This window comes from Paraflavitalea devenefica, assembly GCF_011759375.1.
Lineage (GTDB): Bacteria > Bacteroidota > Bacteroidia > Chitinophagales > Chitinophagaceae > Paraflavitalea > Paraflavitalea devenefica.
In genome coordinates this window covers 1,143,553-1,162,246 of sequence record NZ_JAARML010000002.1, presented here as the reverse complement: position 1 = coordinate 1,162,246, position 18,694 = coordinate 1,143,553, and the positions used below count along the sequence as shown (strand labels likewise).

20 protein-coding genes are annotated in these 18,694 nt (G+C 41.7%); 7 read left to right on the top strand and 13 right to left on the bottom strand.

Going from position 1 to position 18,694, the window contains the following annotated elements; all coding sequences use genetic code 11:
- The 6 genes from HB364_RS14125 to HB364_RS14100 all read right to left on the bottom strand — a co-directional run bounded on the left by HB364_RS14125 (position 1) and on the right by HB364_RS14100 (position 6,045).
- Positions 1-1,287, bottom strand: a complete 1,287-nt coding sequence (locus tag HB364_RS14125; protein ID WP_167288680.1) for a hypothetical protein — start codon at positions 1,285-1,287, stop codon at positions 1-3.
- Complete coding sequence (locus HB364_RS14120; protein WP_167288678.1) at positions 1,284-3,011, bottom strand: O-antigen ligase family protein; 1,728 nt, start codon at positions 3,009-3,011, stop codon at positions 1,284-1,286. The genes HB364_RS14125 and HB364_RS14120 overlap by 4 nt, the downstream gene beginning before the upstream one ends.
- Positions 3,012-3,093: 82 nt before the next feature.
- Positions 3,094-3,618 (bottom strand): hypothetical protein, encoded by a 525-nt coding sequence (locus HB364_RS14115; RefSeq protein WP_167288676.1) that lies wholly within the window; start codon positions 3,616-3,618, stop codon positions 3,094-3,096.
- 282 nt (positions 3,619-3,900) lie between these two features.
- The gene (locus tag HB364_RS14110) at positions 3,901-4,203 is read right to left on the bottom strand and encodes a hypothetical protein (protein ID WP_167288674.1); all 303 of its coding nucleotides are present in this window, start codon (positions 4,201-4,203) and stop codon (positions 3,901-3,903) included.
- 101 nt (positions 4,204-4,304) lie between these two features.
- Entirely contained in the window at positions 4,305-5,318 is a 1,014-nt protein-coding gene (locus tag HB364_RS14105) for a FecR family protein (protein WP_167288672.1), read from the bottom strand.
- A gap of 103 nt (positions 5,319-5,421) precedes the next feature.
- Entirely contained in the window at positions 5,422-6,045 is a 624-nt protein-coding gene (locus tag HB364_RS14100; RefSeq protein ID WP_167288670.1) for an RNA polymerase sigma factor, read from the bottom strand.
- A gap of 301 nt (positions 6,046-6,346) precedes the next feature.
- Between HB364_RS14100 and HB364_RS14095 the strand changes: the two genes are divergently transcribed.
- Together HB364_RS14095 and HB364_RS14090 are read left to right on the top strand one after the other, a co-directional pair.
- Positions 6,347-8,104: a hybrid sensor histidine kinase/response regulator gene (locus HB364_RS14095; protein ID WP_167288668.1), complete on the top strand. Its 1,758-nt coding sequence runs from the start codon at positions 6,347-6,349 to the stop codon at positions 8,102-8,104.
- Positions 8,105-8,248: 144 nt separating this feature from the next.
- Positions 8,249-9,274, top strand: a complete 1,026-nt coding sequence (locus tag HB364_RS14090) for a terpene synthase family protein (protein ID WP_167288666.1) — start codon at positions 8,249-8,251, stop codon at positions 9,272-9,274.
- Positions 9,275-9,395: 121 nt separating this feature from the next.
- On the opposite strand, the gene HB364_RS14085 is transcribed toward HB364_RS14090, so the two are convergent.
- Together HB364_RS14085 and HB364_RS14080 are read right to left on the bottom strand one after the other, a co-directional pair.
- The gene (locus HB364_RS14085) at positions 9,396-10,790 is read right to left on the bottom strand and encodes a RagB/SusD family nutrient uptake outer membrane protein (RefSeq protein ID WP_167288664.1); all 1,395 of its coding nucleotides are present in this window, start codon (positions 10,788-10,790) and stop codon (positions 9,396-9,398) included.
- A gap of 679 nt (positions 10,791-11,469) precedes the next feature.
- On the bottom strand, positions 11,470-11,751 hold the full coding sequence (locus HB364_RS14080; protein WP_167288662.1) for a hypothetical protein: 282 nt from the start codon (positions 11,749-11,751) through the stop codon (positions 11,470-11,472).
- A 727-nt stretch (positions 11,752-12,478) separates the two neighbouring features.
- Here HB364_RS14080 and HB364_RS14075 point away from each other — a divergent pair.
- A complete protein-coding gene (locus tag HB364_RS14075; protein ID WP_167288660.1) occupies positions 12,479-12,736 on the top strand; it encodes a hypothetical protein in 258 nt (85 codons plus the stop codon).
- 82 nt (positions 12,737-12,818) lie between these two features.
- On the opposite strand, the gene HB364_RS14070 is transcribed toward HB364_RS14075, so the two are convergent.
- Positions 12,819-13,607: a hypothetical protein gene (locus HB364_RS14070; protein ID WP_167288658.1), complete on the bottom strand. Its 789-nt coding sequence runs from the start codon at positions 13,605-13,607 to the stop codon at positions 12,819-12,821.
- A gap of 130 nt (positions 13,608-13,737) precedes the next feature.
- On the opposite strand from HB364_RS14070, the gene HB364_RS14065 reads away from it, so the two are divergent.
- Positions 13,738-14,268: a hypothetical protein gene (locus tag HB364_RS14065; RefSeq protein ID WP_167288656.1), complete on the top strand. Its 531-nt coding sequence runs from the start codon at positions 13,738-13,740 to the stop codon at positions 14,266-14,268.
- A gap of 44 nt (positions 14,269-14,312) precedes the next feature.
- On the opposite strand, the gene HB364_RS14060 is transcribed toward HB364_RS14065, so the two are convergent.
- Positions 14,313-14,471 carry a hypothetical protein gene (locus HB364_RS14060; RefSeq protein WP_167288654.1) on the bottom strand — a complete coding sequence of 53 codons (159 nt, stop codon included), beginning with the start codon at positions 14,469-14,471 and terminating at the stop codon, positions 14,313-14,315.
- Between the two features lie 62 nt (positions 14,472-14,533).
- Positions 14,534-14,893 (bottom strand): hypothetical protein, encoded by a 360-nt coding sequence (locus HB364_RS14055; RefSeq protein ID WP_167288652.1) that lies wholly within the window; start codon positions 14,891-14,893, stop codon positions 14,534-14,536.
- On the opposite strand from HB364_RS14055, the gene HB364_RS14050 reads away from it, so the two are divergent.
- The 3 genes from HB364_RS14050 to HB364_RS14040 all read left to right on the top strand — a co-directional run bounded on the left by HB364_RS14050 (position 14,880) and on the right by HB364_RS14040 (position 17,881).
- On the top strand, positions 14,880-15,725 hold the full coding sequence (locus HB364_RS14050; RefSeq protein ID WP_167288650.1) for a hypothetical protein: 846 nt from the start codon (positions 14,880-14,882) through the stop codon (positions 15,723-15,725). The genes HB364_RS14055 and HB364_RS14050 overlap by 14 nt on opposite strands.
- Before the next feature lie 732 nt (positions 15,726-16,457).
- Positions 16,458-16,838: a hypothetical protein gene (locus tag HB364_RS14045; RefSeq protein ID WP_167288648.1), complete on the top strand. Its 381-nt coding sequence runs from the start codon at positions 16,458-16,460 to the stop codon at positions 16,836-16,838.
- A gap of 437 nt (positions 16,839-17,275) precedes the next feature.
- The gene (locus HB364_RS14040) at positions 17,276-17,881 is read left to right on the top strand and encodes a DUF4240 domain-containing protein (protein WP_167288646.1); all 606 of its coding nucleotides are present in this window, start codon (positions 17,276-17,278) and stop codon (positions 17,879-17,881) included.
- A 54-nt stretch (positions 17,882-17,935) separates the two neighbouring features.
- Here the strand turns inward: HB364_RS14040 and HB364_RS14035 are convergent, their stop codons facing one another.
- Complete coding sequence (locus HB364_RS14035; RefSeq protein WP_167288644.1) at positions 17,936-18,247, bottom strand: hypothetical protein; 312 nt, start codon at positions 18,245-18,247, stop codon at positions 17,936-17,938.
- Positions 18,248-18,347: 100 nt separating this feature from the next.
- A complete protein-coding gene (locus tag HB364_RS14030) occupies positions 18,348-18,515 on the bottom strand; it encodes a hypothetical protein (RefSeq protein ID WP_167288642.1) in 168 nt (55 codons plus the stop codon).
- Positions 18,516-18,694: the final 179 nt, after the last annotated feature.

The following is an 18,694-nucleotide window of genomic DNA, read 5'->3' as shown; positions in this document are numbered from 1 at the left end:
TCAAATCGGTGGTTCGCATTCCTGGCCATATTTAGCCACCGTTTTTGGGATATTACCTAAACAGGGGCCATCAGTTGCGGTAAAACCGTTTGGATTGTTCGTATTAGATTCACCCACCATTTTGATCCGGAGTTGCTCCATCAACTTGGTTCTTACTTCTGGATATGACCTTATCACACCTGGATACATATTTAGCCATACTGTGGTAGATTCTACGGCTTCGTTAAAGCCTTTCCTAAAAATCTCAGATGCCGTAGCCGCTGTTACAGCTTCCTGCTGTCCCAACACATTCGTGTAAGTTCTGGGAACAGTAAAGCATAAATCATAAAAATTAACATCGTACCTGGTCCAGGGAGCCTTATGATACTGAAACCCTGCGGCAACATACTGCGCGTTTCCAGTCCAGGAATTTGATCCGATATGTGCCACGGCAAAAACGTTCGCATCACAAAGGATCGCCTTGGTGGCAGGCGTATAGGCATCTACTTCAGGTACTTCCGTCCAACCACCACCACCTGGGTTATTATCATCCTCAACGGTTTCACAAACCTGATAGCTATATGAATCACAGGAGTATAAGTTGCCGCAAAATTCGTAGGAGTATTCTCCATTGCTAAACGTCCAGTTCGTGCAATCCTGGCAATATTCAGTGATCGTTGTTGTTGTGCAATACGTAGTTCTTGCATTATTATCACTTCTAGCTGCCCTTTTATATTCAGGGTAGTTGATTTTTGCAGACAGTTTACCATTATTTGCCTTATAGCCTCTGAGGAATCCTTCGTTCCAGGTGTGATACATGACAGTTCCACTAAAACCTTCATTCAGATTACCATAAAAATAATTATTAAAAGTTGAATGCTCACCTTTTGCCATACTCTTATCCGGTAACAGCGTCATCAGGAACATGATTCTCTCCTTTCCTTTGTTAACTAAAACTACGTATCGGAAACTTCTATCGTCCTGCAAGGTCAGTGGAAGCTTTGCATTTTTATCCGCCCCAAAAACAAAGGTTTTGGCTTTAGTGGTTTGGTAGGGGACCTGGATTACGGTATTACCACCTTTTTCAAAAAATTTTGCTTGTTCCCATAATAATTTTTTAGGGACAATAGGACTCGAATTCCGATCAGCATTTTGCGCCTGATCCAACATTTCATTATTAAACCATTCCTTCGCCAATGCCAGCTCCTCCTTATTGGCGCTGGAGGTCTGATCACTTTTGGTACAGGAATTAGTGAAAAGCAATGCAAGTACTGCAAGGGCTTTAAAATACAAAAGGACTCTTTTCATGTAAGTGGTATTTGAGGGTTAAAAATTGACGTTTCCATTAAAAACGCTCTTGCGCTTTGTTGCACCTGGTCGGACCAAGGGGAAGATACTTTTAATCTATGTTTGAGTATTGCGGTAGCCATTTTCCGGGCAAGAGGTATCTTGCCTTGTTCTTCATAGAGCTTAAACAATTGGTATTTGGGCATTAATCGATTGGGATATCTGGTCAACGAACGGAGGAAATAGTGTTCTGCCTGCAAATAGTCTTTCAGTTCTGCATAACTACTCCCGATAAAAATCAACACCTTATCATGTTCAATATATCGTCCTGCCTCCTGAAAAATGGCGATACTCTTTTTAAAATCCCCAGCAGCATACAGGGACTGCGCATACTGGTATAAGAAATGTCCATTGAATTTTAGTTGTGGATATGACTTTTCATAAAAGGCCACCTTGCTGGCATGAGGGAAAGGGCTGTTATCAAAAGTTTTCCACTGATATATGGGGATCACTTTGGTGATAGAAAACCAGATTGACACTGCCGCAATCATCACGTAGATGATAATTACGGAACGGGACAGTTGAAAAGTGGCAATTTTCACCCGGCTGGAAATGATCGCCAACACTATTGCCAACAAAAGGGCGATCCTAAGATCATGTAACGGGAACCCCACTAAGGACAATACGGTAAGCCCTATCAAAAATGGCCCCACTCCAAAATTGGTGTTTCCTGGGGCCACCTTTAGGGGTCTGAGGAACTGCGCCAATAATAATATGCCACCCAACAGGAGCAGCGATAAAGCAATTGCCCCCCAGGTGATACCAACATATAATACCTCGTTATAGGGGTATAATATGGCGTCATCCAGGTATTGCTGCTCGGGGGTAAAATTCTCCCCTGCAAAAAGTTGCTCTTTATAGTCAGCATAGGTCATAGGAAATCTCCCGACCCCAATCCCGGTTTTCCAATGATCAAGCAGGATCTCTTTTGACACCCGCCAGATGACTAGCCTTCCTGTGGTGGAAGATTGCTTGGAATACATGAAGAAGACGAAAATGCAGATCAACACCGACAATAAGGCAATTAGGGGCCATTTCCAGTTCAGTTTGCTTTTCTGCCGGCGCCAGGTGAAGGCAGCACTGTAACATATGGAGAGGAATGCCACCGCAATGGCAGCACGGCTTTGGGAAAGCGCAATCAGGACCATTGCCATGGAAGCCCCCATGCCTCTTATCCATTTCCACCAGGTAGCCTGGAGGGATAACGAAGTATACCTGAACTCACCAACGAGCAGCGTGACTATTAGGGCAAGGTAGGAAGCAAATAAGGTAGAACTATTGAACCAACCCTTCAATTGGAGATGAGGCTGCTCTTTAGCGCCGATAAATTGGATGATCCCTATAATCGATTCTACAATGGTGATGCCAGTCAAAAATGATATTATATGAGATATCGCTTGTGCACTCCAATTAACCTGCCTGCTAATCATAAATAAGAAAAGGAAGGAGATCACGCCATTCAATTGATCTATGCTGGTAAAATCTGTTTTTACTTGAGCAGTGCAGATCGTAAAAAATACCAGAACTAAAAACAGATCTAACAGTGTCAGGTTAAATGATCTGGTAATTTTTCGGGCAAGCGCAGTCGTGGTTAATAAAATAAGTACCACCAAAATGCAGTAGGGCATCATGTAAACACCAAATACATGGTGTTGGGAGGCCAACAAAATAATGATGCCAATCATAAGGGCTACATATACGAGATTGTCGGGCTTCCCGCTGGCTAGTTCTATCCTCTGTGAACCGTAGTTTCGCACGGAAGTAATTTTACAGGTCAGCGTCCTTGATGTCCCTGGTAGATGTAAAACGCAAGACAAGCTGTTGGGGCACCTTCACTGGCCAGTCATATGGACCATACATAGATAAGATGATGGAGCAACCGGGTTGAATCCATCCTATTACCCCGAATGATTCCCCGATGCCTTGGGTGGCAGTAATTGATGGTTCGCCCATTATCGCTTCCAGTTCCTGGGCCTGGGCATCGGTTGGCGGAAACATCAGGTAGATCCCCCCGATGGTAGAATCCGTTTTAAGACTATATCCGACTTTTATGGCTCCGGTTTTGTCAAGCAGCGCGTTTCTTTTGTCTGAACTTTCAAAAATTATAGCGCCCCTGATCGGAGTTCGGGCATTGTCTGCGGGTTTGGTCATAAAAGGTGTATCGGATGGTAGTAAACGCTGGTTCAACATTTGAGGAATTACTTTATTAAGACACTCAACCTTGGCGTTTTGGCCTTGGGAGAATTTGGGGAAAAACCAGCAGCACATCAACAGACTAAGGGTACGTAGCATATATGATGGATTTAACTAACTAAGATGAACAACCGAATATATGGAAAGAATTGTATTTGGTGAATTAATTTTCGGAAGCAATAACAAACCAAACCTGGAGGAATTCGGATACCAAACATCGTTCTTGCAACAATTGCGCACTCTCTCAAATTGATGATGCTCAAAAGTAGTGGCAAATCCCCTGTTGGGATGCTTTCATTTCTTCTTGAAATCATATTAGATTTTATAAGACAATGAGTTTCCAAAATCACACTCATTTCATACTTACAATATACTATTTGGCTAATTTTGAGGAATTGATATTCCGGCAGGTTTTGCTTCCCATCTTTTTTGTCTATTTAAAGGTGCTTCGGGATCAATTTCCAGCATAAGTTGTTGGATTAAATTGACAAAATCACCTAAAGGGATACCTAATAATTCAAAAGCTCTGGCCAATCCAAACCCATATCTTTCCAAAAGTGCAGCCGCAAGTTCCTCCGTTTCCGAACCTTCTTTAACGCTTTTTAAGCGCGCAAAGGCATAAGTTCTTAATTCACCAACTAATTTTTGCTGATATTTTTCCTGTTCTTCCGGGTTTAGTTCCATGTTACAATATTTTTAAGAAGGGGAAACTTACATTTTATACAATTACAGTAAATTTTAAGAAGATAGGAAATCATTCTATTTTTAAAAAAGAACCGCTTCAACTACCAACGCCGCTTAAGTGGTTTTACAACTACTTTCCTTCCCTTCTGAACTTCGAAACTGGCTAACCCATCGCGTGCCAAATACTGCAAAATTTCCTGTAGGGAATACTCCCGTGGTATAAAACTATGAATTCTATTGCTGACATTAAAATCGTCTGAAAATTCGAAATGGACATTATACCACCTGGTTAACTCGTCTGTCATCTGTCGGAGTGAATAGCGAATAAAAGAAAAATAACCATCAACGGACGTTGGTATGTCTTCTGTAAATTGCACATCGACAAAAGAAAATAACCCGTTTATTCCCTGAAGAATGGTATCCTGGTGAATCGACATCGTGGTAACGTAATTTTCTCTTCCGATATTGACTTTACCATCATATGCATATACCCTGGTATACTGTGACAGATAAGCATCTACTGCAAACTCAGAACAATCAGCCTGAATGGAGAGTCCGTTGGCCATTACCTGGATCTGCTGGCGGGCAGGGTTCTTAATTCGAAAATGAGCCTGGCCTTCCAACCACACAAATTTTACCGCGAAGTTGTATATGGAAAAATATTTCAATTTTGAACCGGAGTTGAGCCAGACATTGGTATGATCAGCCATATCCAGGATATATTCACTCCCAAATGGGACGACAAGCTCCTGCAGCATGCCGCTTGTCTGCTTACCCTTGACGACATAAATGAGATGCCCATTTTTTTCCTTTACGGTAACACCTTGCCCGATCTGATAAACTTTCGATATATTAGATTTTAGCTCAATATATCTACCTCCTTGAAGGTTCAATGTGGCGCTTCTAACACCTGGCGGGTAGTCTATTTGGTGACTAGAGGATTTTCCTATTTTTGATGCTGTATCGGCCCTTCGTTTGGTCTTTAGGAGCATGATCATTATTATAGTAGCGACAATTATGAATGAGGATATAATAAGGATGCACTTTTGAAGGGTAGCGCTACCGAATTCTAATTTCTTCCTTGAGTCTGGTTCGTATTGAAATTCTTTTTCCATGGATCGTGTGCTTCGTAAAGGTCAACTTGCATTTAACATCAGGAATTACCCATTCTAAGGTATATGCGATGTTTACCTATTACGACACCGATCACAAAAAGTATTACAGAAATGAGAAAATAAATCTTATTATTTGTTTTATAAATAGAAGAGGATATAGGAATTTCGGATCGATGCCATATAAAGCGCGCAACTCCTGCATCCCATTGTATTTGTAAAATTTGACCGTATTGATAGAAATCTTTAACTGTTCGGCGATCTCCTTATTTTTCATGCCATCTATATATGCCATCCTTACGACATTTCTCCATTGTGCCGGAAGTGAATCTATTTTACCAATCAGGTCATTAATCGCCTCATCCCGGATCATCGAGTCGAGGGGCCCCGCCTCGTTGATGCTAAATTGATTGCTATAATTATACTCTCTTTCAATTCTGCGAGTACTTGCCTTTTTATAGTCAAGGGATTTATGGTAGGCAATTTTGAGCAGGGAATTCCGCAGGTGATCCAGATTTTGAATGTTACTGCGATTACGCCAGAGACTCAGGATGGATTCAGAGGCAAGGTCATTGGCGGCAGCTGTTTCTTTCACAATCTTAAATGTAAAGATCTGAAGGAATGAATTGAATTGTTTGTGCAATAAATGATATACTCTATCCCCGCCTGTTTTAAACTCGTCAAGTGTAAATGACAAATCAGGGGAGGCAATAATGGAGCCTGGTTTCATAATTCCGCTTTTACAAGAAGATGCCAAAAGGCGGTCCAAGGGTGAATGGCTCATATAAAATTTCCACCAACAAACTATTAACAAACATGTTTGTGTATACCGGCAGACAAAGATGTAAACTGCAAGATCAAGTTCAGATAAAACATTAAATGAGAATTGTAATATATTTTATTATACTCTAATGAAACCTTTAGCCGGGAAAAATTTATTTGCTATTAGCAATCAATTAACAAACCGAGCCGTTTATATGATTAAATTAGAGCAAATTGAACCCACTTCTATCTACCCAAAACCTTGAGTTATGTGTCTCCCCTCCTTGAGACAGAATAAATGGATTTACTATCTGATCGGCTTAGGCGCAACCAGCTTGGATCTGGAACAAAATAAAAAAATAAGGATTGTTAACGGAGTGAGTATCATCACCGGTATGATGGCACTTGTTGTAGGCTCATTTTTCTCCCTGCTCTCTCACGATACCTCCATCGGCGTTCCTGCATTAATTGAAGGCTGTCTATTTGCGGTGGTTGTATATCTCAACTATAGAAAACAATACCTTGCCGCCGCGCTTTTGGGGCACGTCATCCAAAATCTGGCGGTGATTTACTTTGGCGCTCTTTTAGGTTCTATTGTAGATGCCCAGTTTATGGCAGTTTTTCTGGTGGGAATCCCATTACTCATCTTTAATAATTGGCCTTTCCGCCTGATATGCATAGCCGCAACTTTTGTAACGATGCTCACGCTGGAGCTAAATTCCTACTATGGTTTTATAGCGCCCATAGAGATTAACCCAAAACTCCACCTTTTATTCCAATTAGTTTCTGCAGGGGCGATTTTATTTTTGAACGTGATCGTCATTTTCCTCTATGATTACAATAACAAATTATTAGTAAAACAACTGGAGGTATCCAATAACAACCTGCAGCGGGTCAGTAAATTCAAAACGATCCATGTGCGGGAAATTAACCACGAGCTGAAGGGGCCGATGAATGCCATACATTCTATCAGTCAGGTTCTTTTGGATCAAAATGACCTGGACGAAAAAGGTCGTGGGGTTGTATATAAACATTTACATGCTGCCTCACAACATGCAGTTGAAATTACAAATAACGTACTGGAGTTATCTGCCATCGAAGAAGGAATTATTCCACCTTTGAATAATGGACCCGTCTATATTGAGTCGCTTGTCAAAGAGACCTGTCAATGGTATCAGCCAATGGCAGATAAGAAGTCAATAAATATCCTATTCAGGATGGTTGGTAACGTGCCTGTTTGCTTGTATGCGGATAAAACAAAACTTCGCCAGATAGTTTCCAATTTGTTGGTAAATGCCATAAAGTTTTCCCCTGCAAATGAGCCGATATTCGTTACAATTAATGTGGATGAAGATTTCCTGCATATCAGGGTGAGAGATAAAGGTCCTGGCATTGGCCCGGAAAAATTGGCCGATCTATTCAAAGAGTTTGTCACTGAATCTAACGATTTAATCCCTGGAACAGGGCTTGGTTTACATATATCCCAAAATCTTGCCGACAGAATGGGGGGAACAATTGATGTCAAAAGCATGCCGGGTAAAGGCTCCGCCTTCATCTTAAGAACACCCTGCATACCAGTGGATGAAAACAAAACCTTTGAAGATAGTGAGACCACCAATGGGGTGAAGGCTCCACCGTCAGAATTGCATAAATCTGTCTATATTTTGGAGGATAATGCCATGCATGCATTGTACCTTAAAAGATATCTTACAAAATGGGGATGCACTTTCAAAGAAAGTGAGCTGGCGCTGCCGGGAATTCAGGAGATTATCTCCATGCAGCCCGAAATCATATTATTAGATGGACAACTCCCGGATGGAAACGCCGTTGAAATATTAGACCGGATCCGCGCCATCCCGGAAATTAATCACATACCTGTGATTGTTATTACAGGTGAATCCTACCAGGATGAAATCAGGTCGATCGAAAAAGCCGGAGCCGTTCATATTATAAAAAAACCATTAAACTATTCAGAACTACACACAGCCATCAGTGAACATGCCTTAGACCTATACGTTTCATTATAGCCCTATTCTAATCAGATTTACCCCTTTCTACTGCAATCTTACCGCAGGCATCTTGTATATATTTTGAATTGAACCCTTTCGGCAGGAATCGTATAAACATCTACAACGATATAATTCGATTTTTTAACCAATAAAAGATACAGTATGCAACCTGTCATCCTTCCAGGACGGCTATTTATGCCGTTCCAATCCCTAATTAACAAAAACGTAGATCTTGCTGACCTACATACAGCGGATTGGCTGCGCCATTTTAAACTTGTACTTTCTGAGCAACAGCTGTCATTCTACCGAAACCAGGGTTTTGCCTGGATGGTGGCCAGAATGTTTCCCAATGCGGACCTAAAGACGCTGTGTGCATTTACGGACCTTAACACGCTTTTATTCTTGCTGGATGATTTGCTCGATCATACGGATCCAGAGGAAATAAATCCCCAAATGGCAAAAGATCCTCAAGCGATTCAACAGTTGATCAACACTTTTTTAAGTGTTATGGATCCGTATCCACAACCTACACCCAACAATCCCGTTTTCCTGGCGTTGGAAGAACTGTGGGGGCGCATCATCAGATTGAGTACTCCTGCATGGCAGGAAAATTTTAGAAATAGTATGCGACAGATCTTTAATGCGGCCATATGGCAACACACGAATGTTCAACAAGGGGTCCGCCCAAGTATCCGGGATTACATGGACAAAAGGCAATATTTGGGCGCCGCAAACATTGCTACCGACACGATCGCCATCGCTGACAAGATTAAATTGCCCATGGCGATGTTTAAAGAGCCGCTTATTGCTAGAATAACGATTCTTTGCAGGAACACGGTTTGCTGGGCCAATGATCTTTTTTCATTGTCAAAAGAGATCGAGCATGGCGACTATCACAATTTGGTGGTCCTGCTTCAATATCATAAAAAACTCTCCCGCAAGCAGGCCATACAACAAGCCATTGAAATCCATGATAGTCAAGTCAAACAGTTCCTGCAGATAAAAAAGAAACTCGCATTTTACAATCCCCATACAAGGAAAGAAATAGACAGATATGTCAGCGGTTTGGAAAATATTATGGTAGCCAATATTGACTGGAGTGATTATGAAACCAGCAGGTATACGTATACATATGCTGAGGAGATCCAAAAAATAGCGCCTCGGTCCCACTATTTATTATATCAGTAATATTAAATGGAGGGGTGGCGATTTACCTCGCCCCCCTCTCGAATCCTCCAAAGTTGGGTCGGGAGTAGTGTGTGGATCCCTAACAACAAAGTAGATTCTATTGCATTAGAACAGCATTTTATCAGAGCGATTGGTTGGCTTCTATATCCAAGTAAATATTGTCTCGTGGATTTTGTTGCATATAACTGACATTAATTTCATTAAGGGGTAATAAAAAGACCCATCGATCATCGACAGGCGGTAAGGTGAATATCTTGCCGCCAATTTTTCTTTGTAAGGTGATCGCGGTCTGAGGATCCTTATTTAATCTCCTAAGATCTGTCCATCTAAGTCCGCGGTGGACCAATTCTTTTCTTCTTTCCGTTAGGATCTGTTGGAGTGCATCCTCGGCGCTTTGGGCCGAAAGAGGTTTGAACCGTCCTTTCAGGTATCTTTTGACCAGTAAAGTATTGAGTGCGTCCATGGCTTTATCTGTTCTGCCGGCACGGGCATGACATTCCGCCCTGATCAGGAACAATTCATCATTGGCTATACCGGAAAAGCAGGTGGTGCTTTTGGCATAACTGCCCCTAAACAACACTTCTCCTTCTCTGCCGATAGTGAAAAACATCGTCCTACGTAAATCTGCAGGATCGTAGGATTGGTACAACGCAGGATCTGTGGATTGGATGGGAGGGGCGATAATCCCCGTTGATTCCATATAGGAAAGAAAGGCAATTTCTTTATTGGAAAGCGGGTCAGGCATAGGCCAAATGCTATTAGGATTCATCGCCGAAAAGTCCAGTAAATGGTCATTCATTTGTAACGCTTGGTCCGCATGATATAAAGCAGGATCATACCGCCTCATAGACAGGAACACTCTTGCCAACATGCCATGAGCGGCTCTCACGGATGGTGTAATATTGGCTACAGGTATCAATGGTAGATCTGCCAGTGAGCTGTTCAGGTCGGAAATAATTTGATTATACGTTTGCTGGACTGTTCCTCTGTTATGGCGGGTGCTGGTATCGGTGGTCAATTTTAAAGGTATACCAGGATCATTATAAGCGGTTATAGAATCGTAGGGCAGGGAAATTAGTTGCGCAATGTTAAAAAAAGCGGTAGCTCTATAAAAATGTGCGCGTCCCTTAGTTTCATCCCACTGGGTAGCATTGAAGGGATTTCTTTTAATCCTGGCCAAACCCTCCAGTGCAAAATTTGCATACGACACCTGGTCATATTCATTCATCCATCTACCAAAAGAAATTGGATACCACAGGTAAGATGATCCGGTTTGCTCATTGAGCTGTCGCCATTGCTCTCTGGTAAAATAATAATTATCTGAGCAAAGCTCCCCGATGGAAGGAGAACCATGATTGAGAACATCTGTATTAAACATGAGTCCTTTAATGCGACCAAGGTCCGCCTCTGTTATAGGTACGGATCTGGTGTCGATAGATTTGTTTAAGTAGCCGCACGCACTTGTAAAAATCATCTGCACTATGCAAATCATGCATAGCCTATTGTACTTGTTCATTGAATTATTATTTCGAAAATTTTTTAAAATATATACCCCTTACCTTCTGAATGCAAAAGGCTGTAGCTGCATGGCAAGTATTTGATCATTTGAAAGAAAAGAAGGTATCAGTGCTTAATATATCAGATACAAAGGCCTCAATTGCCTATGTCTTAAATGATGCATATCCAGACATAGGTTTGGCAACAATACTTCTATCTTAGACCAAAGCAAATTAAAAAGCAGCCTATGTATTTTAGCAGGCGATTGAAACTTCATTATAACGTAGATGAGTTCTATTTAATAGTTAGAAAAACAGTGAATATTTCAATCAATACGACATGCTCAGAAAAAAGTATGGTGGTTTTTTTCTGAAAAATAATTATGGGGGAATAAATATATAAAATAAAGTGGAACAGTTTATCAGGCAGCGAGGTAATTAAAAAGTCGTTTTTAAAATATTATAATCAGGACATCATATGTATTTTGAATACAGCTTTAAGAATAAAGCTGCCTATATCCTAACATACATCTATTGTAACTTTTATAGCTCATGCTATTAGAATGCCGGGTATTGGATATTATCGGGCTATCTGTCAGGCATGCAATAATCAGGTGTTATTTATTTTGAGAATGGCGGGCAACGCAATATTGATGATCAGTTTGGGCACCCGATTATTTATTCCGCAGTGTTAACCGATTATTGGCGGAGAAATTCTCCCAGACCAATGTCCTTGATCCATAATTTGTGAGTATCCGTGAAATTTTGCTGTAAGGCTTCAGAAAACTTCGCTTTTTCAGCCCTTGCCATTTTTAAGAATTCTCGATAGGAATATTCATAATCGATAGCTTCGTTTTTGCAAATTTCCTTAAATGCATTTTCCTGTTGCTCTTCTGAAAAAATGGCATTTATGGCACAATGTTGCCTCAAGGCAAGTTTATAAAGGACATCTGCCGGGTTAAAGTTGGCAAACTTGTTCATTTTTGAAAGGAGATTTCCCACTTGGTTAAATTTAAGTACAAAAGTAAGATGGAAAAAGTACTAAAATAGGGTGAGCTTTACTGGTAGTTAAATTATTGTAGCTTGACTGCCTTAGTTTTAAATATTTATAAGCCCTTCCATATCTAATTTAACAAAAGATCTACAACTAAAAGTCGCAACTTCCCTAAAATCCTGTTCGCCGATTGGTGAGTACAGGTTCAAGCCAACCCTTAGTAGATCCTTTTTTATTGGCAATCAATCAAATAGACAATTACATTTAGATTAATGTTTTCAAAACACACCTGAAATGGTGATTATCCTGACAATAATTTTATGGCATTGCGGGATTGCAGGTCCCTTGTCCACCGAGCTTCAATTTGGATAAAACCCACCTGGATCGCATGTACAATGCCTGATTAAATACAAGCAAATGGTGGAGCAATCCATAGCGTTGGTAAGGTTGAGTTCTCGAAATCATTATTACTACATAGGGAGGTCTATACCCTAACGATAACCAGAATGGGTACTTTTTACAAAACAACATGATACTTCATAAAAAACACCTGCCGAAACTGCTCAGGGAGGTCAATGACGCATTAAAAAGCGGATCGGATAAAAAATCGGTAGTCCCAATAAGGTTGTCACTCCGGATCAAATTATTTTTCAGGCCGTAGTCGGCACGCCATTTTTTTCCCAATATGAGGAAGAAGAGTGGATAGAAGTCGACATGGAAAACTTCAGGGAGGTGCTTGAAAAATATTTGACAGGCAAATTATCACCAGCGATGCTGGAAAAAGCCAAGGTTGAAGGGGATTCCAATCTGGTCAATTTAGGTGCAATTTTGCGTCACCCTCAACCATCGAGGCAGGCAAAACCTCCCGCTGCCCTCAAGTCCCCAAATGACAAAAAAGCCGCTCGCAAACGATTAGCACAAATCAAGTGGTTAATGTCTTACAGGCAGGCAGTATCAACAGCTACCTTTTAATAATACGGTATGGGATTAGATACGTTACAAACGGAGGCCTCCGTGATAAATGGGTACAAACTATAGGATATCGATCCAGCGACTATTTACTCCGCTGCTTTGCATTACTGGGCTTTCCTGTTTTAACCTTTGAAGACAAGCGTTGGCTGCTGCTGCCTTTTTTCCCCTTGCCATTCTTTTGGGAGTTGGCCCCACCTTTACGCGGCATCGGGGCGACAATGCTTGGTTTCTTGATGGCAGGCACTTTACCTTTTACCCGTCCTTTCATTCCATTTAACCCATCGGGGTTAGGTGCTCCCTCTCCCAACACTTCCTCTGTATCCGGTGCTGGCGCTGCATCAACGACATTTCCGGGAATTTCTTCGTTTGGCGCCTGTTCCTCAACATCTGCAGCGTCAAGGCCTTTACCCAATGTCTGCTCAACAGGGGGGATACCATTCTCATGTTCTTGAATAGGGCCAACTTCGTCGCCCAAAGGTTCACCTTGCGCGCCTTCAACGGCCGGATCAGGCTTTTTCCGCTTCGTCTTGGGTTTTAAGGACTCATACTCAATGGGGAGACTATCCTCCGGAAGTTCCGGCTCGTCTTCTACATACACTAACAAAAATCCATGTACTTCCTTAGCGATAGATGACTTGTTCTTCGCTGCTTTTCTCCTTGCCCTCCGGTATATATTGGGGAAGGTGGAGTAACTGAATGGGAACTTTTTCATTTGTGGGTAATTTTCCCAAAACACGAACACATATTTGACATAACCAAAAAGAACATTCGAAAGAATTAAAAAATAATTCAGGCGGCGAACATACCATTCAATGAACAGTTGCGAGCTGTTCCTGCCGGAAAGTTCTTTCCCCAATTCCCCAAATGCCATATAGAAAATCTATGGCCATTCACCCAATAACATTTACCACACCTTTATTTCTCCTATATGGGACTTTCTAATTTTTGTCAACAGTATTATTGTCATACAATTTTTCTTAACCTTTTTAAATTTATTTATTATGAAAGTTCTCAGCTTGGTATTGTTGCCACTATACCTTTTAAGTAGCTGTGCCAAACAGGATATGGTTTCGCCGATTCAGCCACCTTATATTGAAAAACCCGTTCCTATTGCCGGACCTTTACCTATCCCCTGGCGACCAAGGCCTAGAGTGCTCTGTGTAGAATCCTATAGCGAACTCGTGCAGTACCTGGGAGGCGCAAGTGTCAATGCAAAAAGCGTAATATTAGAAAATGGGACGGTCATTCAGGTGACCGGTCCCATTCGGTCAATTATCTATAGTGTCTCAGATCAAAGGGATCCGAACTCCCTGTTCCGGTCCCAGCTCTCAGTAACCCATACCTATTATGGCACTAATCAAACTCATTTTACAGAAGCATGGAGTCTGGGTTGTACTTTTCAGAATGTCGGCAATGAACCCTATACCAATATTGTAAAGGGAAGCGTTTTGCTGAAAATAAACACCGCGTTCACATGGTCAGTCCCTCCATACAACACCCAACATCTTAAAGTGATGCTGATAGAGATATAAGGCTCGTAAATCATTAAGGTTTCTCAATGATAATCCCCATTTAATTAGCCATTAATTGTGCTGCTACAGGCAGCACTGCTGGTAAGTGTTGTTGGATTGGCCTTTTGCCATTGGTCCCAGAGTATCTGTTCCTTCCACGTTAAGGTTGCTCCGATATAGAACATCCAGGATAGGTTGAATAATGTAACTTCATCCATATCCATAAAAATTGTTTGTATTTGCGTCAATAATGAAATCGACAAAAACCTAAAAACGTTTACATATTTCAATAACTTTTTTCAGGTTTATTCAATGCGCCAGGCTGGATTGGCACATCGCAGGCTTCTATCCGGAACCATAGTGGTGATTCCTGAACATAGCGATCCGATAACAGTTTGGTAATAAATCTGCGGTATAGCAGGATTTTACGCTCCTTGATAGGATCAAGTAGGAAGGATTGACCACCAAAACAATGACTTTTACATAGTCCCACACCAGTCACCAAGGAAATAAGTCCCCATCCGCTATGGTTGATATCACTGTGCAGGCCTCTTCCCATCATCCCACCCCGCAGCTGGATTCGTACAGCATCCTGGCAGCCGCCCGGCTTATCTCCGCAAATCGCTTGTGTCATGAAGCCATCCATGCAAATTATTTCACTAGGACTCGGTGTCCAGTCTGTCGCATTATATTACATGTCCAGTATGCGACTGCTGCCGGTTGCGGATTATGCTATCGTTGCTGATACAGGTCGGGAAAAGTCAAGCACGTACGCGTACCTTAACCACTTGTTGCAATGGCAACAGAAAAATGCAGGGATCCCAATCATTGTAAAAAAGGATAAGAATCTTTTTACAGACCTGCTCAATCAAAACAATAGCCATGGAAATAGATTTTCATCCATTCCATCATATACCCGCAACAGTGATGGAACCACAGGCATGTTGCGGCGTCAATGTACAAATGAATATAAGATTCAGGTAGTGGACAATGCCATCAGGGACTTATATGGATTGGGAAAATATCAACGAAGGCCGCAGACCTTTGTCTGGAAAGGGATTAGCATGGATGAGGTGGAGAGAATGGATCAACCACGCAGTTCCTGGAAGACCAATGTATACCCATTTACGGGTTTTGAATTTGACCGGGAGGGTTGGCGCCGGATTCTTTGGATGCCGCCTATGGATCGAAATCAAATAATCAGTTGGTATGTGCACCAAAATTTGCCCGTTCCAGAAAAAAGCGCCTGTGTTTTCTGCCCTTATCAATCCGATGCTGGCTGGGCAAAAATGAAGCGGGATGCTCCGGATGATTTTGCGGATGCGATACGGATTGATAACGCCATCCGCAATAGCACGACAAAAGGAATTCAAAATCCCTGTTATTTACATAAAAGCCTCAAGCCGCTGGATCAAATCAACTTCACCTCAACAGATGAGCTATGGAGTGGAGAATGCACCGGAAATTGTCACACATAATATCGATTTCGAACATAATCCGGGTGGTAGTTTGGCGCCAAAACTACAGCTCAGATTTTTGCATGTTGGAAAACCTTAGGTCGGAAAAAATATCTGTTCTTCCTATATTACAACCTCAAATTGCTTGTCTATGATCCCATCAAAATTATTGCAGATTTCTTTGCCGGCTCCCCCTATCTTGTTATCGGAAAGAGGTATCCTTCTACCCTCCCCGCAGATCTCGAGTCCTGGTATTGTTACACCTCGGACGGCGGTCATTCCATCCTGGCTTTAATTGAGGGTCACTTTGAGCAAAACAGTGAGGATCTGGTCGATGACCTCTGCCCTTGCCCAGTTAAAACTGCGTTGCGAGATTACCGAATGTTTAAGGGATTTCCAGTGATTAATGCAACATACGACACAGACCTTGGCCTTGTTGCCCCCGAAGGCGACAGTGAATACTAAATAGGGTAATGGTCCTAAATGAATAACATTTCTCCTGTATTAAATGGAATCATTGCCCCCTTTCCCATGCCCTTTGCAAGTTTTCACTACCAAGTCGAATTTCCATTCAACTGTAGTTAGTTACTTTACCTAAGCGGCAAGCATTCCTGTTTAACAAACTCATTTGCGCCAGTTCCTAATTACCGCTAATATTTAGGAAAATACCTCAAAAAACCGGGGAAACCCCCTTTTTATCCGAGGAGATGGGTGGATTTCTAAATTGAGTAATTTTGATAAAAACCTTTCAATATGAAACATGCATGTATCATCTTTCAAAAGGTAACAGGTGAAGGAATAACTACCGCCTATTACACATATACATTGAATGCCCCCTTTGTTAAAGAAGTAAGATATACTTTTCCTGACCACACGCAAATGCTGGTCACCGACAGCAGCGGCAGAGACAAGTTCCTGGGAGAGATCTGGACCAATAATAGAAAACTGGGAAGGGAAGTGATTGGGAAAATGGACAATGTTGAAAGTGAGGAAAAAAGCAATTTAATACTGGATAATATCGAGGGACTGATTAAAAATGGAAAAATGTTACATCCCTTCTCTATCCTTAATCAAGTAAACTATGATGAAATCAGTGGGAAAATGATTTTTCCTGACAACCCCACCGACAATTAAACGCCTTATCTGGTGCATTCTGAAATGACTATCCATCAGCTGTTCTATCGGGAAAAAAGTTACATCGCTACAGCTTTTTCAATCGTGATGGTTTAAAAGCCTTCGAAGAAGATAACAATGACATCGATCAGTTACGGCTTGATGTCGAGGATCGGGTTGATGATGTTAGGATATTGGGTCCTGGTGGATATTTAGGTTTTGTAATTGTGGAATACAGTTGATTCAGCAATATGAAAACATAAAACACTAATGCTCATCGTCAAAAGTTAATCTCCATCCATCCGCTGGGCCTAACCATAACCAAAAAAATCTCCGACCAATTAATTTGCAAACATAATTCCTACATTTCCTATCTAATAGCAATACTCGCGGTAACTGTTTAAATTGGGTCACTCCAGCCACCACCCACGAATCAATTAACCATAATTGCTCCATGTATGGCTACCTTTATAATGAGTGACTTAATGGATGAGGACCAATATTGGGACATTGTCCAACAATCAAAAAACAATGCCGTTGACCAGAAATCACAGGTTGACAACCTGGTGGCGCTGCTAACAAAATTGTCGGCGGATGAAATATGGAAGTTCCGTTTACGAACGGAACAATTGCTGCACCAGGCGCACACAAGTAATTTATGGTGCGCCGTAACAATTATGAATCGTGGATTTGTGTCGGACGACTCATTCATTTATTTTAAGACCTGGTTGATCTCTTGCGGAAAGGATGTGTACAACGCGGCAGTCGCAGATCCAGACAGCCTGATCAACCAGATCGATAGTTCCATCCAATATTATGAGTTTGAATCGTTTCGGTACGGTACACATTACGCCATCGAAAAAGTAACCGGCAAACAAATTGTAGAGTTCCAGTTCCCAAAAAACTTCCCCTATTCAGAAGGCCAATATCCGGAGGTTTCCTTTTCCTGGTGTACGGACAATCCTGCCGATATGAAAACGGTTTGCCCTAAACTGTATAACAAAATGAATCCTGCTAAAGATACCTTGTCGCCTCCTTCGAAATCTCGAAAACCCAGGCGATAGGCGCACCAACATCAAGATCCAAATTGTACAAGGTGCGTTTGTGTCCATCTTGGTTCAGAATTGCCCCTTGTCTTGTTTATGCCCAAGAAAGGTGAGTAAAAAACTAAGGTATCCACCAGGCAACATGCTGCCGGCGTAATAGCCGGTATGAGGAATAACCCTCAGTTGGATTTTAACCAGCCCTTTGGAAAAAACCCCTTCCTCAAATCCCCAAAAGCAATTTTCCATAAAAAGGGTGGTGGCAATACATCTGCCATTGACTGACTTTAATTGTTGGGATTCCGCCTCTGGTAGGTACAGGTACAAAAACTGCCCTTCATTGGGGAACAGGATAATCCCACATCCTGCGGCCGGCATTTGTTTCATGGCGGCATCAAAATATTTATTTCGGACACCATCATTACTATCCATCGTCCGAAAGAGCAAAGGGCTTAAATAATGTACATCAAATTGCCGCGATATATATCTATTTGGAGGCAGGAAAATAGGCCAGCAAATCCTGAAATGATTGGTTTTGTATAGTAAACGCCATCGCATGGTCATCGGGAGCAGCCATATAGTGATTCACTGGGGCTGTTGCTAAGTTATCATACATCAACCGCAGGAAGGGATAGGAACGTTCGTATAGTTGCATGGCAGTAGTAGGTTATGTATTCAAACTTATAGAATAAAAATTAAACATGCGCTCAAACTGGTCACGATATTGGATCTCGGGATAATTTACAGCCGTGTATGTATTACACAAACAGAAAGGTTACTTGCTTTTACAGGGATCCTGCAGGCAGGAACATACTCCATTTTCAATAAGGGAGC

What these genes read in the sequence shown, in the direction of transcription:
- HB364_RS14080 (WP_167288662.1), bottom strand. Translation starts at nt 11,751, where the DNA reads ATGAACAAGTTTGCCAACTTTAACCCGGCAGATGTCCTTTATAAACTT.
- HB364_RS14115 (WP_167288676.1), bottom strand. Translation starts at nt 3,618, where the DNA reads ATGCTACGTACCCTTAGTCTGTTGATGTGCTGCTGGTTTTTCCCCAAA.
- HB364_RS14060 (WP_167288654.1), bottom strand. Translation starts at nt 14,471, where the DNA reads ATGGATATGGATGAAGTTACATTATTCAACCTATCCTGGATGTTCTAT.
- HB364_RS14050 (WP_167288650.1), top strand. Translation starts at nt 14,880, where the DNA reads ATGAAGCCATCCATGCAAATTATTTCACTAGGACTCGGTGTCCAGTCT.
- HB364_RS14035 (WP_167288644.1), bottom strand. Translation starts at nt 18,247, where the DNA reads ATGAAACAAATGCCGGCCGCAGGATGTGGGATTATCCTGTTCCCCAAT.
- HB364_RS14105 (WP_167288672.1), bottom strand. Translation starts at nt 5,318, where the DNA reads ATGGAAAAAGAATTTCAATACGAACCAGACTCAAGGAAGAAATTAGAA.
- HB364_RS14040 (WP_167288646.1), top strand. Translation starts at nt 17,276, where the DNA reads ATGGCTACCTTTATAATGAGTGACTTAATGGATGAGGACCAATATTGG.
- HB364_RS14045 (WP_167288648.1), top strand. Translation starts at nt 16,458, where the DNA reads ATGAAACATGCATGTATCATCTTTCAAAAGGTAACAGGTGAAGGAATA.
- HB364_RS14090 (WP_167288666.1), top strand. Translation starts at nt 8,249, where the DNA reads ATGCAACCTGTCATCCTTCCAGGACGGCTATTTATGCCGTTCCAATCC.
- HB364_RS14055 (WP_167288652.1), bottom strand. Translation starts at nt 14,893, where the DNA reads ATGGATGGCTTCATGACACAAGCGATTTGCGGAGATAAGCCGGGCGGC.
- HB364_RS14070 (WP_167288658.1), bottom strand. Translation starts at nt 13,607, where the DNA reads ATGGCATTTGGGGAATTGGGGAAAGAACTTTCCGGCAGGAACAGCTCG.
- HB364_RS14095 (WP_167288668.1), top strand. Translation starts at nt 6,347, where the DNA reads ATGTGTCTCCCCTCCTTGAGACAGAATAAATGGATTTACTATCTGATC.
- HB364_RS14085 (WP_167288664.1), bottom strand. Translation starts at nt 10,790, where the DNA reads ATGAACAAGTACAATAGGCTATGCATGATTTGCATAGTGCAGATGATT.
- HB364_RS14030 (WP_167288642.1), bottom strand. Translation starts at nt 18,515, where the DNA reads ATGCAACTATACGAACGTTCCTATCCCTTCCTGCGGTTGATGTATGAT.
- HB364_RS14065 (WP_167288656.1), top strand. Translation starts at nt 13,738, where the DNA reads ATGAAAGTTCTCAGCTTGGTATTGTTGCCACTATACCTTTTAAGTAGC.
- HB364_RS14100 (WP_167288670.1), bottom strand. Translation starts at nt 6,045, where the DNA reads ATGAAACCAGGCTCCATTATTGCCTCCCCTGATTTGTCATTTACACTT.
- HB364_RS14125 (WP_167288680.1), bottom strand. Translation starts at nt 1,287, where the DNA reads ATGAAAAGAGTCCTTTTGTATTTTAAAGCCCTTGCAGTACTTGCATTG.
- HB364_RS14110 (WP_167288674.1), bottom strand. Translation starts at nt 4,203, where the DNA reads ATGGAACTAAACCCGGAAGAACAGGAAAAATATCAGCAAAAATTAGTT.
- HB364_RS14120 (WP_167288678.1), bottom strand. Translation starts at nt 3,011, where the DNA reads ATGATTGGCATCATTATTTTGTTGGCCTCCCAACACCATGTATTTGGT.
- HB364_RS14075 (WP_167288660.1), top strand. Translation starts at nt 12,479, where the DNA reads ATGGAAAACTTCAGGGAGGTGCTTGAAAAATATTTGACAGGCAAATTA.